This window comes from Mesorhizobium sp. PAMC28654, from assembly GCF_020616515.1.
GTDB lineage: Bacteria > Pseudomonadota > Alphaproteobacteria > Rhizobiales > Rhizobiaceae > Mesorhizobium.
On sequence record NZ_CP085135.1, the window covers coordinates 4,404,355 to 4,417,804 of the forward strand.

General features: G+C 59.9%; 13 protein-coding genes and 1 tRNA gene. 6 read left to right on the forward strand and 8 right to left on the reverse strand.

The window, feature by feature from the left end; translation table 11 throughout:
* Positions 1-63 precede the first annotated feature (63 nt).
* From LGH82_RS21540 to LGH82_RS21550, 3 genes are all read right to left on the reverse strand, one after another.
* On the reverse strand, positions 64-888 hold the full coding sequence (locus tag LGH82_RS21540) for a carbohydrate ABC transporter permease (RefSeq protein ID WP_227344656.1): 825 nt from the start codon (positions 886-888) through the stop codon (positions 64-66).
* Positions 885-1,754 carry a carbohydrate ABC transporter permease gene (locus LGH82_RS21545; protein WP_227344657.1) on the reverse strand — a complete coding sequence of 290 codons (870 nt, stop codon included), beginning with the start codon at positions 1,752-1,754 and terminating at the stop codon, positions 885-887. Before LGH82_RS21545 ends, LGH82_RS21540 begins: the two co-directional genes overlap by 4 nt.
* 156 nt (positions 1,755-1,910) lie before the next feature.
* Positions 1,911-3,146 carry an ABC transporter substrate-binding protein gene (locus LGH82_RS21550; RefSeq protein ID WP_227344658.1) on the reverse strand — a complete coding sequence of 412 codons (1,236 nt, stop codon included), beginning with the start codon at positions 3,144-3,146 and terminating at the stop codon, positions 1,911-1,913.
* A gap of 181 nt (positions 3,147-3,327) precedes the next feature.
* Between LGH82_RS21550 and LGH82_RS21555 the strand changes: the two genes are divergently transcribed.
* The 3 genes from LGH82_RS21555 to LGH82_RS21565 are packed head-to-tail and all read left to right on the forward strand — an operon-like array spanning position 3,328 to position 6,060.
* A complete protein-coding gene (locus LGH82_RS21555; protein WP_227344659.1) occupies positions 3,328-4,098 on the forward strand; it encodes an SDR family NAD(P)-dependent oxidoreductase in 771 nt (256 codons plus the stop codon).
* A gap of 2 nt (positions 4,099-4,100) precedes the next feature.
* Positions 4,101-5,168, forward strand: a complete 1,068-nt coding sequence (locus LGH82_RS21560) for an ABC transporter ATP-binding protein (RefSeq protein ID WP_227344660.1) — start codon at positions 4,101-4,103, stop codon at positions 5,166-5,168.
* Between the two features lie 10 nt (positions 5,169-5,178).
* Positions 5,179-6,060 (forward strand): MurR/RpiR family transcriptional regulator, encoded by an 882-nt coding sequence (locus tag LGH82_RS21565; protein WP_227344661.1) that lies wholly within the window; start codon positions 5,179-5,181, stop codon positions 6,058-6,060.
* 31 nt (positions 6,061-6,091) lie between these two features.
* Here LGH82_RS21565 and LGH82_RS21570 read toward each other — a convergent pair whose 3' ends face one another.
* Positions 6,092-6,403 carry a DUF167 family protein gene (locus LGH82_RS21570; protein WP_227344662.1) on the reverse strand — a complete coding sequence of 104 codons (312 nt, stop codon included), beginning with the start codon at positions 6,401-6,403 and terminating at the stop codon, positions 6,092-6,094.
* A gap of 13 nt (positions 6,404-6,416) precedes the next feature.
* A complete protein-coding gene (locus LGH82_RS21575; protein WP_227344663.1) occupies positions 6,417-6,707 on the reverse strand; it encodes a YggT family protein in 291 nt (96 codons plus the stop codon).
* 160 nt (positions 6,708-6,867) lie between these two features.
* Between LGH82_RS21575 and LGH82_RS21580 the strand changes: the two genes are divergently transcribed.
* A tRNA-Ala gene (locus tag LGH82_RS21580) sits at positions 6,868-6,943 on the forward strand.
* Between the two features lie 748 nt (positions 6,944-7,691).
* On the opposite strand, the gene LGH82_RS21585 is transcribed toward LGH82_RS21580, so the two are convergent.
* Together LGH82_RS21585 and LGH82_RS21590 are read right to left on the reverse strand one after the other, a co-directional pair.
* Positions 7,692-8,387 carry a VIT family protein gene (locus tag LGH82_RS21585; protein ID WP_227344664.1) on the reverse strand — a complete coding sequence of 232 codons (696 nt, stop codon included), beginning with the start codon at positions 8,385-8,387 and terminating at the stop codon, positions 7,692-7,694.
* A gap of 545 nt (positions 8,388-8,932) precedes the next feature.
* On the reverse strand, positions 8,933-9,943 hold the full coding sequence (locus tag LGH82_RS21590; RefSeq protein WP_227344665.1) for a sensor histidine kinase: 1,011 nt from the start codon (positions 9,941-9,943) through the stop codon (positions 8,933-8,935).
* A 557-nt stretch (positions 9,944-10,500) separates the two neighbouring features.
* Here LGH82_RS21590 and LGH82_RS21595 point away from each other — a divergent pair.
* Positions 10,501-11,449, forward strand: a protein-coding gene (locus LGH82_RS21595) for an IS630 family transposase (protein WP_227343924.1) whose coding sequence is annotated in 2 segments (ribosomal slippage) — positions 10,501-10,844 and positions 10,843-11,449 — 951 coding nt in all. Because the reading frame shifts where the segments join, the coding sequence is not laid out codon by codon here.
* A gap of 54 nt (positions 11,450-11,503) precedes the next feature.
* Complete coding sequence (locus tag LGH82_RS21600) at positions 11,504-12,118, forward strand: hypothetical protein (RefSeq protein WP_227344666.1); 615 nt, start codon at positions 11,504-11,506, stop codon at positions 12,116-12,118.
* A 662-nt stretch (positions 12,119-12,780) separates the two neighbouring features.
* On the opposite strand, the gene LGH82_RS21605 is transcribed toward LGH82_RS21600, so the two are convergent.
* Positions 12,781-13,440: a terminase small subunit gene (locus LGH82_RS21605; RefSeq protein WP_227344667.1), complete on the reverse strand. Its 660-nt coding sequence runs from the start codon at positions 13,438-13,440 to the stop codon at positions 12,781-12,783.
* Between the last annotated feature and the right edge of the window lie 10 nt (positions 13,441-13,450).

Here is a 13,450-nt window from a genome sequence, read left to right on the forward strand (position 1 = left end):
CAGTAGGTCAAGCGATGGTCCGGACACATGTTTGTGTGACATCCAAAACTCCGTTCGGCTCGACTACTTGACCGCCCCGAGCGCGAGGCCCCGGACAAGATAGCGTTGCAGCCAGATGAACAGGATCGCCACCGGCAAGGTCGCCAGCAGCGTCGCCGCCATGACGTGGTGCCATTCGATCGTGTAGCGGCCTGCGACCAGCGAAAACACCTGGATCGGTAGCGTATAGCTCTCCTGGCTGCGCAGCATGGTGAGCGCCACGACGAATTCGTTCCAGGCATTGATGAAGGTGAAGATGGCGGTCACCGCGATTGCCGGCAGGCAGAGCGGCAGGAACACCTTGCGCAAGGTCAGCCAGCGGCCGGCGCCTTCCATCCAGGCCGCTTCCTCGAGATCGCGCGGGATGGTGTCGAAGTAGCTCTGCAGCATCCACACGGTGAAGGCGACGTTGAAAGCCATGTAGATGACGCCAAGCGCGGTCGTGCTTTCGACGAGACCCCAGGCCGCCATCAGCCTGAACAGGCCGAGCACCAGCACGATCGGCGAGATCATCTGCGAGATCAGCAGGAACTGGCGGAAGGCACCGTAACCGGCGAAGCGAAACCGCGACATGGCATAGGCGGCGGGGACGGAGATGATGATGGCGCCGACCGTGGCAATGATCGACACGTAGAGCGAGTTGGCCAGCGCCCGGCCAAAGCCTGTCGCCACCCACATGTCGGAAAAGTTCGACCAGCGGAACTCGCTTGGCCACCATGTCGGCGACAACACTTCCTGTCTCGGCTTGACCGCGGTGAGGAACATCACGGCGAAGGGAAAGATCGTCACCACGATCAGCGGCGCCAGCAGCAGCCACGCAATTACAGTACGCTTCAGCTTACTCGTCATGCGCGTTGCTCCCGCATCGCCAGCCGCACATAGATCATGGTGAAGACCAGCAATATGGCCAGCATAACCAGCGACACGGCCGATGCTTCACCCAGCTTGCCGATGCGGAAGGCCAGCTTGTAGAGGTGGGTGACCAGGATGTCCGTCGAGTTTGCCGGCCCGCCCTGCGTCATCACCCAGATGATCGGGAAGGAGTTGAAGACATAGATCGTGTTGAGCACGATGGCGATGTTGATGAACGGCTTCAGCAGCGGGAAGGTGATCTCGCGGAACTGCTGCACGGGCGTCGCGCCTTCGAGTGCCGCCGCCTCGTAGAGATCCTCGGGGATCGATGACAGCCCTCCCAGGAAGATGGTCGTCGTGAACGGCACCGTCACCAGGATGCCGATCAGCACCTGCATCGGAAACGCCGTCTCCGCCCGCGCCAGCCACTGGATGTTCTCGTGGATGAGGCCCAGCCCCATCAGCGCCGAGTTCAGCATGCCGCTTTCGCCGTTCAGCGCCCAGCGCCAGACCACCGCTGTCATGGTCAGCGAGACCGCCCAGGGCAGCATGATGATGACGCGGGCGAGGCCACGGCCGTAGAAGTCGGTGTTGAGGATCATCGCCACCGGCACCGACACCAGCAGGGCGCCGCCGACCACCAGAACGGTCCACAGGCCGGTGCGCAACAGCGCCGAGAGGAAGTCGGGATCGGCGAGAAAGGCCTGGTAATTGCCGAAGTCGTTGAGCTCACGCAACTGACCGAAGCGGTTCACATCGTGAAGCGAAATCTGGATCAGGTCCCAGACCGGCCAGAAGATGACCACCGCCGCCAGGAACAGGCTGGGCAGGGTCAGGAGGTAGGGCAGGAAACGATTCTGCATCGGCTGGCCAGGAACCCTGATGTGATGGATGTGAAGCCGAAATCGTGCCGCTCGTCGAGGGAATGCGAACTTCGGATTGGCGAACCAGGCGGCAGTTTCGGAAGATGTGGCGCGCCCCGATGACCGGGGCGCGCCACGGGCGCAGGGAGTACGCCCTTATTTCTTGAGGACCGCGTTGGCCTTTGCCGCCGCATCCTTCAAGATTGCTTCGGGCTCGCCGCTGCCGAGATAGATCTTCTGCATGGCGTCGGAAGTGATCTGAGCCACCTCTTCCCAGCCCGGAATGACCGGCGCGAAGCGGGCGTCGGGCAGCAGCGCGGTGAACGCCGCCAGATCGGCATTGTTCACGTAGTAGTCCATTTTCGCCTCTTCCTTGTTCACCGGCAGGAAGCCTTCGCCCTGCGTGAACTTGGCGCGCTGCTCCTTGGTGAACAGGAAGTCGAGCAGCTTCCAGGCCTCATCCTTGTTCTTGGAATTCTTGAACATGATGATGGAGTCGGTCACGCCATAGGTGCCGCGTGCACCGGTCGGCCCGGCCGGGATAGCCGCCACGCCATATTTCAGGTTCGGCGCCTCGTCCTTGATCTGGTTGGACAGGAAGGGTGCGGTGATCATCATGCCGACCTTGCCCTGCTTGAACAGGTTCTGCACGTCCTCGCGGTTGTTGGAGGTGACGCCTGGCTCGGTCAGGCCCTCATCGATCATCGACTTGTAGAGCTTGGCGGCTTCAAGCGCGCCCGGCGTGCTCAGCCCGGATGTGCCGTCCTTGTTGAGGATCTCGGTGCCCTGGGACCACATCGCATAATAGTAATAGACGTCGGTCTCGATCTCCTTGCCCTGCAGGCCGAAACCGAAGGTGCCTGACCCCAGCGCCTTGATCTTGCGGGCATCCTCCTGCAACTCCGTCCAGTTTGCCGGCGGCTTGGCGATGCCGGCTTTCTCGAACAGCTCCTTGTTGTAGTACATGGCGCGCGCCGAAGCCGCGATCGGCAGGCCGTAGGTCTTGCCCTCCATGATCGAGGGCGACAGGAAGGTGTCGATGAAGCGGCCCTTGAAGTCAGGCGTGATGTAGCTGTCCAGCGGCTCGGCGACGCCCTGCTGGACGAAATCGATCAGCCAGCGCGTGCCGATGATCGACAGATCCGCATTGGTGCCGGCGGTGATGTCGGTGGTCAGCTTCTGCAGGAGAACATCCCACGGCACCACCTCGAACTTGACGGTGATGCCGGGGTTTGCCGCCTCGAATTCCTTTTTGACGCTGTCGAAATAGGGACCGGTCTTGGCGCTGTATTCGGCGACGGTGACACGCACCTCGCCGGCATTCGCCTGCGCGGCCAGCGCCATCATGCTCATTCCGGCCATCAGGCCGACAGTCCATTTTGCAAGGTTCATTCGATGTCTCCCATTTGATTTGCGCTTCTGCGCCCTCTCGCCATTGGACGACGAAAGATTGTGTGACTTTCCTACATTATCGATCATTTGGTGGCTTGCAAGCAGATTATTCTGTTGCTTAATTACATTCTCTGCACTAGCTCTGACGGCAATTGTCAGAGATCCCGGAGGGTGTCGCACGGTGGGTTCGAAAGCCGAGTTCGAAGGCAAGACTGTCGTGGTGACCGGCGCGGGCGGCGGCCTCGGCTCCGCGATCGTGGAACTGATGGCGCAAAGGGGCGCACGGGTCGTTGGCTGCGATCAGTCGAGCGAGGCGCTGAACAGCCCGCACCTTGCCTCCCGCCACGTCTTCAACCTTCTCGACCGGGCTTCGATCGAGGGTTCGGTCAGTGCGATCCTCGACAGGGACGGCGTGCCGGACATCCTCATCAACAATGCAGGCTGGACGCGCGCCGAAACGCTGGCCGCCCTGACGCCGGACAAGATAGAGCAGGAGCTAGACCTCAACCTGACCGGCGTGATGAATTTCGCCGATCCGCTTGTCAAGGCGATGGCCGGGCGCGGCTCCGGCAGCGTCGTCTTCATCTCCTCGGTCAATGCCATCGCGCATTTCGGCAATCCCGCCTATGCCGCGGCCAAGGCCGGCATAAACGCCTATGCAAAAGCGATTGCCGTGGAACTTGGCCGCAACGGCCTGCGCGCCAATGTCGTCTGCCCGGGCTCGATCCGCACCGCCGCCTGGGATCACCGCCTTGCAAAAGATCCCGAAATCCTCGGCAAGCTGCAACGGCTCTACCCGCTTGGCCGCATCGTCAATGCTTCGGAAGTGGCCGAGGCCGTCGCCTTCCTTGCATCCGACCGCGCATCGGGCATAACCGGCGTGGTGATGCCGGTGGATGCCGGGCTGACCGCCGGATGCCTGCCGTTCATTGACGACATATTGGGAGCGTAACCATGACCGACGTCGAGTTTCGCGACCTCTCGAAATCCTTCGGACAGCACAAGATCCTCGAGAACATCAGCCTCGACATCAAGAGCGGCGAGTTCGTCGTATTGGTCGGACCATCCGGCTGCGGCAAGTCGACCTTGCTGCGCATGCTGGCCGGGCTGGAGACGATCAGTTCCGGCGATCTGCTGATCGGCGGCGAGCGCGCCAACGAACTGCCGCCGCAGAAACGCAACATCGCGATGGTCTTCCAGTCCTATGCGCTGTTCCCGCATCTGAAAGCATCGGACAATATCGGCTTTGGCCCGAAGATCCGTGGCGAAACCCGGACTGTCATCGACGAGAAGGTCAAGAAGGCGTCGGGTGTGCTGAACCTGTTCTCCTATCTCGACCGCTACCCCCGGCAATTGTCGGGCGGCCAGCGCCAGCGCGTCGCCATGGGCCGCGCCATCGTGCGCGAGCCATCGGTCTTCCTGTTCGACGAGCCGCTGTCCAACCTCGATGCGCAATTGCGCGTGCAGATGCGCACCGAGATCAAGGCGCTGCACCAGCGGCTGAAATCGACCATCGTCTATGTCACGCACGACCAGATCGAAGCCATGACCATGGCCGACCGCATCGTGGTGATGAACCTTGGCAAGATCCAGCAGGTCGGGCCGCCGCTGGAGCTCTACGACCGGCCGGCCAACAAATTCGTCGCCAGCTTCCTTGGCTCCCCGTCGATGAGTTTTGTTTCCGGGGTTCTCAAGACAACAGACTCCAAGAACTGGTTCGAGTCCGCCGGTGGCGGGCGGCTTGCGCTTGCCGGCAAGGCGGTGACAGCGGCCAGCGTGGTGGAAGCCGGCATCCGGCCCGAGCACTTCGTCATCGGCGAGGCCGAGGACGCGATGGCGATCAAGGTCGACGTCGTCGAGCCGACAGGCTCCGAGACCCATATTTACGGCACCATTGGCGCTGATACGGTGCGTGCGGTGTTCCGCGACAGGGTTCATGCGCGCCCAGGCGACCTGCTGCCGGTGACGGTCGATCCACGTAACGTTCACCTGTTCGACAAGACGACAGGCCTGCCCCTGTGAAAACACGACCATGAAAACGCCGGCCGACATCATCACGCGCCTGCAGCTGATGTCGCAGGACGGTACCAAGTCGGATCGCCGGCTGGCCGGCCTCGTGCTGTCCGATCTGGACTTTGCCTCCAAGGCGGCGATCTCGGAGATCGCCGCGCGCGTCGGCGTCAGCGAGCCGACGGTGACCCGCTTCTGTCGTAATCTCGGCTGCGAGGGCCTGCGCGATTTCAAATTCTATCTGGCGCAGGCCATCGCAATCGGCGGCCAGTATCTGTCGCCCGAACCGCTGAGCCGCGACGCCCGTGAGCAGCGCATCGCATCCGCCATCACCGAAGCCGCGATCGCCTCCATCCAGCGCGCCAGTGAGAACCTCGACATGACGACGCTGGTCGACGTCGCCGCGCGCATCGCGACCTCCGGCAATGTGCTGTGCATCGGTTCCGGCGGCATTTCGTCGATGATGGCGACGGAAATGCAGAACCGGCTGTTCAGGCTTGGCGTGTCGGTGCTGGCGCAGATCGATGGCCAGTTGCAGCGCATGTACGCCGCCGTTGCCACTCCCGACACCACCGTGGTCGCCTTTTCGGTTTCCGGCTACGCGCGATCGGTCATCGAGGCGGTGCAGGTCGCCCAGCAATATGGCGCCACCACGGTCGCCATCACCGCGCCGGACTCCGCACTCGCCAAAACCGCCGACACGGTCATCCAGTGGCAGCCGCTCGAGGATGGCAACATCTACAAGCCAACATCGTCGCGCTACGCGCTGCTGGCGATCGTCGACATGATCGTCACGTCGGTCGCGGAGACACGCGGACCGAAAGTGCTGGAGAACCTGCGCCGCATCAAGCAGAGCGTGAACACGCTGAAGGTAGACGACCCACGCTTACCGCTGGGCGACTGACCCAAGGCCCTACGCGAAGGTAGGGGACGATCTATACGCTGAGCGTCTCGATGCGCGTCGCCAGTATCGCCGGTTCGCCAACAATACGCAGCGTCTTAAGCCGGGCCGTGCCGCCTGCGACGACAGAAACCGCCGATGCCGGCACGCCAAGCGCCTTGGCGAGCAGCTTTTCCAGCGCGGCGTTGGCGGCGCCGTTTTCAGACACGGCGCGAACCCGCGCCTTCAGATGGCTTCGTCCATCCGCCGATGTCTCGACGCCTTCGAGCCGGTCCATGGAAGACTTCGGTGTCAGCCGAACGAACAGGTCGATACCGTTCTCGCGGGTGCGGAACGGCGCACTCATGCGCTCGCCGGGCTCACAGGACCAGCGGCGCTACCGTGGTGAGTATGAACTGCCTGACGAAGAACAGGAGCAGCAGCAGGATGATCGGCGAGATGTCGATGCCGCCCAGGTCCGGCATGAAGCGGCGGATCGGCCGCAAGGCAGGCTCGGTCAGACGGTACAGCATGTTGCCGATACTGCCGACGAACTGGTTTTTCGAATTGACCACGTTGAAGGCGTAGAGCCAGGAAAAGATCGCCGAGGCGATGATGATCCACCAGTAGAGGTCAAGCGCCATGACGATTGTTTGAATAAGGGCGAGCATGCCGGTCTCCGATTGTTGCCGACATGTAGCCACTGCTGGCCAAACCGGCAAGGGCCGCCTTCCGCCGCATGCCGGGCCGGCGGTTGGCGAGGGGAAATTTCGGCAAGCCGCCGCCTTGACAGGAAACCGCGCCGCCCCATAAATGCGCCATCCGCTGGACGGGGCTGTAGCTCAGCTGGGAGAGCGCGTCGTTCGCAATGACGAGGTCAGGAGTTCGATCCTCCTCAGCTCCACCAGCGGATCATCCCAAAGTATTGAATCACAAGGATGATTTGGAATAGCGTCATTCTATCCCCACTTTTATCCCCACTTCAGTTGAGCGCCGCTCGCCGGTATTCGACCGAGACCAGGTGGGAATAGCCCGGGAATTGGCGATTGCGGGTTTCTCGCAACTCCTAGCTATTCGAACACGATCGCGTTTCATGTCCCTCGACAGATAAACGACGGCCAGTTTCGGCTCACGCCGGAACGGGCTTTTCGTTTGTCCGCGTGCAGCTTATCCTCGCCTCATGACAACGCTTTCCGAAATCAAAGCCTCTGGTATGGGATTGATGGCCAATTGCGCTGGCCCAAATTGCGGCCACGGCAAGCCGCTGGACATGGACATGCTGATAGAGCGGTTCGGGACAGACTATGAGATGGTCGGCGAGAGGCGGATTTCTGCATCCCTCAAATGCGATCGGTGCGGGCGCAAAGGCGCCGTCATCCACTCGATAGCCGATACGACGCCAAACGGATACGCCAAGGCGAAGGACGGGCGATGACCGACGTTAATCCGACATTTACCGGTGTAGCCCCTTTCGGATGCCCGAGAGGGGCTCATGTGGTGTGCGTGAAATCGACGATTGGTTCCACGACTGCGAACGCTACCATAATAAGTTTCGGCACCGAGTGAGGTCCGGAAATCGCTCTTTACGACCTTTCGAATATTCATCCGATTCAACAATTTTCTGGACAGACACTCAGCGACCTATGCAGAGAAGCTCACACGCGTGTGCCAAAAACGGCGCCTACGCCGGCGGTTATGGCCATAGCCAGAGATCCCCAGAAAAGAACGCGAATAGTCGGTCTGAGAAGACTTGCACCTCCGACCCTCGCGCCGACGGCGCCGAGAAGCCCCAAAAATATCAATGATCCAATCGAGACGGACCAGATCAGCCATGACGCTGGGGACACTAGTGTCAAGATAAGGGGAGCAGCCGCGCCGGCTGAGAAGCTCCCGGCCGAAGCTAACGCTGCCTGGACGGGACGTGCAGCCGAAACGTCCGAAATGCCTAGTTCATCTCGGGCATGTGCTCCAAGCGCATCCTTGGCCATGAGCTGTTCAGCAACCTGACGCGCGAGATTCTGGTCAAGTCCACGCGCCACGTATATTTGCGCCAGTTCCGTCTTTTCCGAAACGGGATCAGCAGCAAGTTCCAAGCGTTCTCTGCCCAGATCAGCCTCTTCGGTGTCCTTCTGGGAACTGACGGAAACATATTCGCCGGCCGCCATCGACATTGCTCCGGCAACTAGTCCCGCAATGCCGGCAAGGACGGCGCTTCCGGATGAAGTACTGGCTGAAGCCACGCCTAAAATCAGGCTTGCAGTCGAGATAATGCCGTCGTTAGCGCCGAGGACAGCCGCGCGAAGCCAGCCAATCCGTCCCAACAGATGATTTTCGGTGTGATCGCGAGGCATCAGAAACCTATCCCGTTCTTTCGCAAAGAAATTGCATTTCACCACGTTGCAACAGGCCAACTGCCGCCACAGCCATGACTGCCGCTTGGATCATCATCCGCTGCCCCGGATATGGCGATGGACAAATAAATAGCGTGCCGATAATTAATTTCCAGAATTACCCGAATATTGGAAACCCTGAACTGACCAGCGGAATTTTATCGCGCTGTGCTCGCGGCCTATCGTAGTTTTCTCAAGCGGAACAGAGCTCGGCATCGGGGCTCGCGTCGGTCCCGCGCTGAATCGGCCGAGCCATTAAGCAACGAGGCCCGCCACCGTGAGGCGGCGGGCCGGGTCCGCCATTTGGCGGAGGCTCTCAGTGTACGGTGACGACGCGCTTGATGGTCGGATTAGCGGAAACGCGCCTATTTCCGCTTTGTCTTCGGCCCCGTCGCCTTCTTCGCGGTGTGGGCTTGGCCTTCGGGCCGCCCTTCGGCTGATGCGAGTGGGTCAGGACCGTCTTTAGCTGGCCCTTGATCTTGGCGTGCAATTTGGCCTTGTCGATGTTATTGGGTAAGGCGTTCCGGGTCGACTTTCAAAGTGACCACAACACCTTCTTGAGCCCAATCATAAGCAATCGAGCCGCGCAGATGTCCCAATGCGCTTCGTTCGACGAGTCTGCTTCCATAGCCTGGCGCACCAGTCGGTGCTTTTACCGGCGGTCCTCCACTCTCTGTCCAAACGATTGTAACAGCTTCGTCCTGTGCAGAGCACGAGACGTCGAGCGTACCAGTTGCTAACGATAGGGCCCCGTATTTCAGGGAATTAGTGGCCAGTTCATGCACGATGAGTGCAAGGATCGTCGCACACGATTCGCCGACGCTGATGCGGGGCACTGACACCCTAATGCGTCCGCTAAACGCCCCCAAATCATCATAAGGTGCGAGAAGAACGCTGAGTAGGTCGCCAAGGAGTGCCGCCGCTGCCTCTGTTTGCCCCGGCAGTGGCCGGACGAGATCATGAGCACGCCCCAAGGCGGTCAGCCGCTGTGTTAGTTCGCGGGCCATGTCACTTGTCGTTGAGGTCGAGCGCGACGAAATAGCGGTGAGGCCGGAGGCGATGGCGAGCAGGTTTTTGACCCGATGGCTCATCTCCCCTGCCAGAAGTTCGCGGCCCTCTTCCGCCTGCTTTCGCCCTGTTACATCGATAAAGATGCCGAACATATTACGTTGGACTATTCCAGCATCGTCGCCTTGACCGCGAGCGGAAATCCACCTGAGTTCGTCCCCGACCATTATGCGAAAGTCGATTTCGTAAGCGCCGATCAGAGCACGAGTAGCCGTGAAAGCCGCCCGGACTCTGTCGCGGTCAGCAGGATGAATGTGTGCAGACAGGTCTTCAAATTTGACTTCGTCACCGCGCTCAACGCCCCACAGATCATAGGCCCGATCATCCATTGTCAGTGCGTCGGTATCCACATTCCAAGACCAAAGGGTGACCCCGGCGGCTTCGATGGCACGAACCAGGTTCTTGGGTTCCCATAGAAGGGGCTTTAGATTTTCCGATGTCGCAGTCATTGAACCTCCGAAATAACCGTCTCCTGACCCTATACCGCGCCGGCCAACGTCTTATCGAGAATATTCTGCGCCATGAAACTCATCCGCTCAGCCGATTAAATTATGCGACGGGCGCCATTCTTGCGCTTCGTAGCGCATCTTTACAAGGACGCCGCTATGGGCAAGCGGCGGCGAATGGAGGCGTCCAAAAGTCGGGCGCCATGGCGGATGAATGGCTCCATGCATGTGCCAACGGCAGGCTGGAGAGAGTACAGGAGATATCGTATTCTCCGATATAGCGAAGTTTCAGTCAGTCTCGGACGAAACGCAGGGTACAGCTATAGTTTATTTCAACTCGCCAGGCGGCGACCTTGAGGCTGGCATCAAGATCGGCAGACTAATCCACAAGCGAGGATGGAACACCGCCGTTGATGACACTTGCGCCTCAGCCTGCGCTTTGGCGTGGCTTGCGGGGCGCGTCAAACTAGAGCAAAATCCGAGCGGATAGAATCGATAGGGGTTCGTTGGGATTGGAAATCTGATTCAGCATATCTGCTGGATTCGGAGGCCGGCATGGCATGGCGAAATCCTTATCGGAAGATTTGCGGGCTCGGGTGGTCGCAGCGGTTGATGGCGGCCTGTCGCGACGGGCGGCAGCGGCGCGATTTGGCGTGGCGGCGGCAAGCTCGGTGCGTTGGGTCCGGGAATGGCGCGAGACCGGAGCCACCTGCGCAAAGCCGCAGGGCGGCGACAGGCGGTCCCACCGCGTTGAAGCGTATCGCGACATCATCCTGGCGGCGATCGAGAGGCGGGTGGACATCACGCTGGTCGAACTCGCCGAGTTGCTGCGACAGGAGCATGGCGCGTCGTTTGCGACGAGCACGATCTGGCGGTTTCTCGATCGTCACTCCATGACCTTCAAAAAAAACGGCGCACGCCAGCGAGCAGGAGCGGCCAGACGTGGCGGCGCGACGAAACGCCTGGTTCGACGCCCAGCCCGATCTTGATCCCGAGCATCTGGTCTTCATCGACGAGACCGGAGCCTCGACAAAGATGGCTCGACTGCGGGGGCGCACGAAGCGCGGGATGCGGTGCCGATCGCCAATCCCGCATGGCCATTGGAAGACGACGACGTTCACCGGCGCCCTGCGCCTCACTGGCATGACCGCGCCAATGGTCCTGGACGGCCCGATGACTGGCGAATGGTTTGTCGCCTATGTCGAGCAGGTTCTCGTGCCGACGCTGCGGCCCGACGATGTCGTGATCCTCGACAACCTGCCGGCGCACAAAAGCGCAGCCGCCCGTGTGGCGATCGAAGCAACCGGCGCAAGGATGATGTTCCTCCCGCCCTATTCCCCCGACTTCAACCCGATCGAGAACGCCTTTTCCAAGCTGAAATCGATTCTACGCAAAGCCGCCGCACGAACCGTCGCGGAATTGTGGGATACCATCAGCGCCGCACTGCCTTGCTTCACACCAACCGAGTGCGCCAACTACTTCGCCGCAACAGGATATGAGCCGGAATGATCAGATTCTGCTCTAGCCAGTGAAAGAGCCAGGATCGGCTTTCATGTCGCCTACGTGGGTACCGACCTGAAAACAGAATCCGGGCTCGGCAACGCTCTTGTTGGGCTCTATCTCGGTGAGTTGGGAATGGGGGAAAACGTCGTTCGTTATGTTGCTTCAGCCCCTCCGGAGAATATGCAATGGCTTTCATTTCGTGACGCGTCCCTACTTGGCATCGATGTTGTCCCAATCACACAACAGGATTCAGCGAAGGCCAGAACCGAGACGCCAACCCAGTCGTCTGCTCCGACTTCCGGAGGCGTTGGGGTCGATGTCGAAAATGTCGATCGAGCCATCAAGAATGTTTTGTCCCGGTACCGCGATGCTGGCATGCAGGGCCTTCAGGAAAGTTCGGCAGCGTGTTGGCAGGTCGTTCAGGCAAAGCGAACTTTGGATAAGGTTCAGTACTGCCGTGTCTTGGATCTCATCGGAATAAATCTCAACGACGCCGGGATGCGTCGGTTTGGCTTGAACGCGGGTACGAGCCATTTTTCAAACGAAAGAAGAACCTCTGATTTGGCAGGTGGATTGCTGTACTCAGGTATCTCCGACGTGGAGTTAGCCAAAAAGATCACGGCCTGGTGGCAATACCAGTTTGACCAAGAATTTCCAAAATTCGCAGCACAATAAACTCAAGCGCGGCTCGGCAGCATGCTTATTCCCTCAGCTTAGCTGCATGCGGTTCAGCGCGGCGCCTGTCGTCGACAGGCTCATTCCCGATCCCGAGAGCCTTATGGAACCAAGGCTGACCTCCTGAGTTTGGAGGCCAGGAGGATGAGATGCCGCGATATCAGATCGATGAAATGGATGGCGAAATGCTGGCTGCATCGCATGTCGCCAGCGGCGCCACAGCGTCTCGCGCGCTGTGGCGCCGGAACGTATCTCTCCATGCCGGATAAAATCAAAATAGGCGACGTGGCGAGGCTCACAGTCACAGTCTTGAGTCTGCTTCCGAGCGGCCGTGCCCGCGTCAGCGTGCCCTCCTACGCATTCCCGTTTGTCATCACGCTGACGCGCAAGGTGAAGCCTGGGGACGAAGTATTCATAGTGGCACCTGTCACGCATGTGGATTATGAGGCGGGCAATATCACCGTAAAGGCTGGCTGCTTGGTCACGGTTGACATTCGATCGATTAGAGCTTGGGCCGCAAGACGCGTGCGGGAAGAAGACGCAACGGATCGACCCACGACTGGTAGAGCAACCTGATATCCGGCTGCGTGGCGGGCAACATGGGTTTTGTCCTCTTTGAGGAGTGCCAGGGCTGTCAGGCCGCCGCTCCATCAATTCCCAAATCAGGTATCTTCCACTTTATTCGCCGCACTACTGCGCCTTTCCACCATCTGGCGGATCACCGCGCGCTCCTCGGGTGAAAGCTTGGAGAGTTCACCTGCGTGCTCGATTTGGAGCGGAGATCCATTCGGACCGGAATGTTCGACGCGCTTGAACATGCCAAGATGCTTGCCGAGGTCGACCAGCGCCGATTTCTTGTCGTGCATCTTGACCTTGATGCCGGTCTGGGTCAGCGAGACTTCAGACACAGCGGCCGCCGTGTCGTCGTCGATCTTGTCACTGGGCACCAACTCGACCGGATAGATGCCAAGGCCGTTTGATCTGGCATTTTCTGAAGTGGCATCAATCGGGCTTCGACCCCAGCTCACAGCCTTGCGAATGTCGGCAAAGGCTATCTTGGCCAGCTCAGCGACGATGCGCTCTTGCGTGACGCCAAGTGTCCCGGCAATGGCCGCCTGCCTCGCTGCGACTGCTTTCGCGATCCTAACATTGGCTAACAGACGAGATGCCTGCTCAGCGGCCGTCTTTGCGCTATACCCTGTACGAATTGCAGCTTGTGTACCATTGAGGTCGATCAGGTACTCGTCAACAAATCGCTGCTGCTTCGCGGTTAGGCCAAAGGGATGCATCATTTCGCTGGCTTCGTCATTTTGATATGTCATCGCTTGGAGT

Excerpts from the sequence above, each read along its gene's own strand:
- LGH82_RS21565 (WP_227344661.1), top strand. The coding sequence starts at position 5,179 with ATGAAAACGCCGGCCGACATCATCACGCGCCTGCAGCTGATGTCGCAG.
- LGH82_RS21560 (WP_227344660.1), top strand. The coding sequence starts at position 4,101 with ATGACCGACGTCGAGTTTCGCGACCTCTCGAAATCCTTCGGACAGCAC.
- LGH82_RS21545 (WP_227344657.1), bottom strand. The coding sequence starts at position 1,754 with ATGCAGAATCGTTTCCTGCCCTACCTCCTGACCCTGCCCAGCCTGTTC.
- LGH82_RS21590 (WP_227344665.1), bottom strand. The coding sequence starts at position 9,943 with ATGACTGCGACATCGGAAAATCTAAAGCCCCTTCTATGGGAACCCAAG.
- LGH82_RS21575 (WP_227344663.1), bottom strand. The coding sequence starts at position 6,707 with ATGCTCGCCCTTATTCAAACAATCGTCATGGCGCTTGACCTCTACTGG.
- LGH82_RS21605 (WP_227344667.1), bottom strand. The coding sequence starts at position 13,440 with ATGACATATCAAAATGACGAAGCCAGCGAAATGATGCATCCCTTTGGC.
- LGH82_RS21570 (WP_227344662.1), bottom strand. The coding sequence starts at position 6,403 with ATGAGTGCGCCGTTCCGCACCCGCGAGAACGGTATCGACCTGTTCGTT.
- LGH82_RS21585 (WP_227344664.1), bottom strand. The coding sequence starts at position 8,387 with ATGCCTCGCGATCACACCGAAAATCATCTGTTGGGACGGATTGGCTGG.
- LGH82_RS21550 (WP_227344658.1), bottom strand. The coding sequence starts at position 3,146 with ATGAACCTTGCAAAATGGACTGTCGGCCTGATGGCCGGAATGAGCATG.
- LGH82_RS21540 (WP_227344656.1), bottom strand. The coding sequence starts at position 888 with ATGACGAGTAAGCTGAAGCGTACTGTAATTGCGTGGCTGCTGCTGGCG.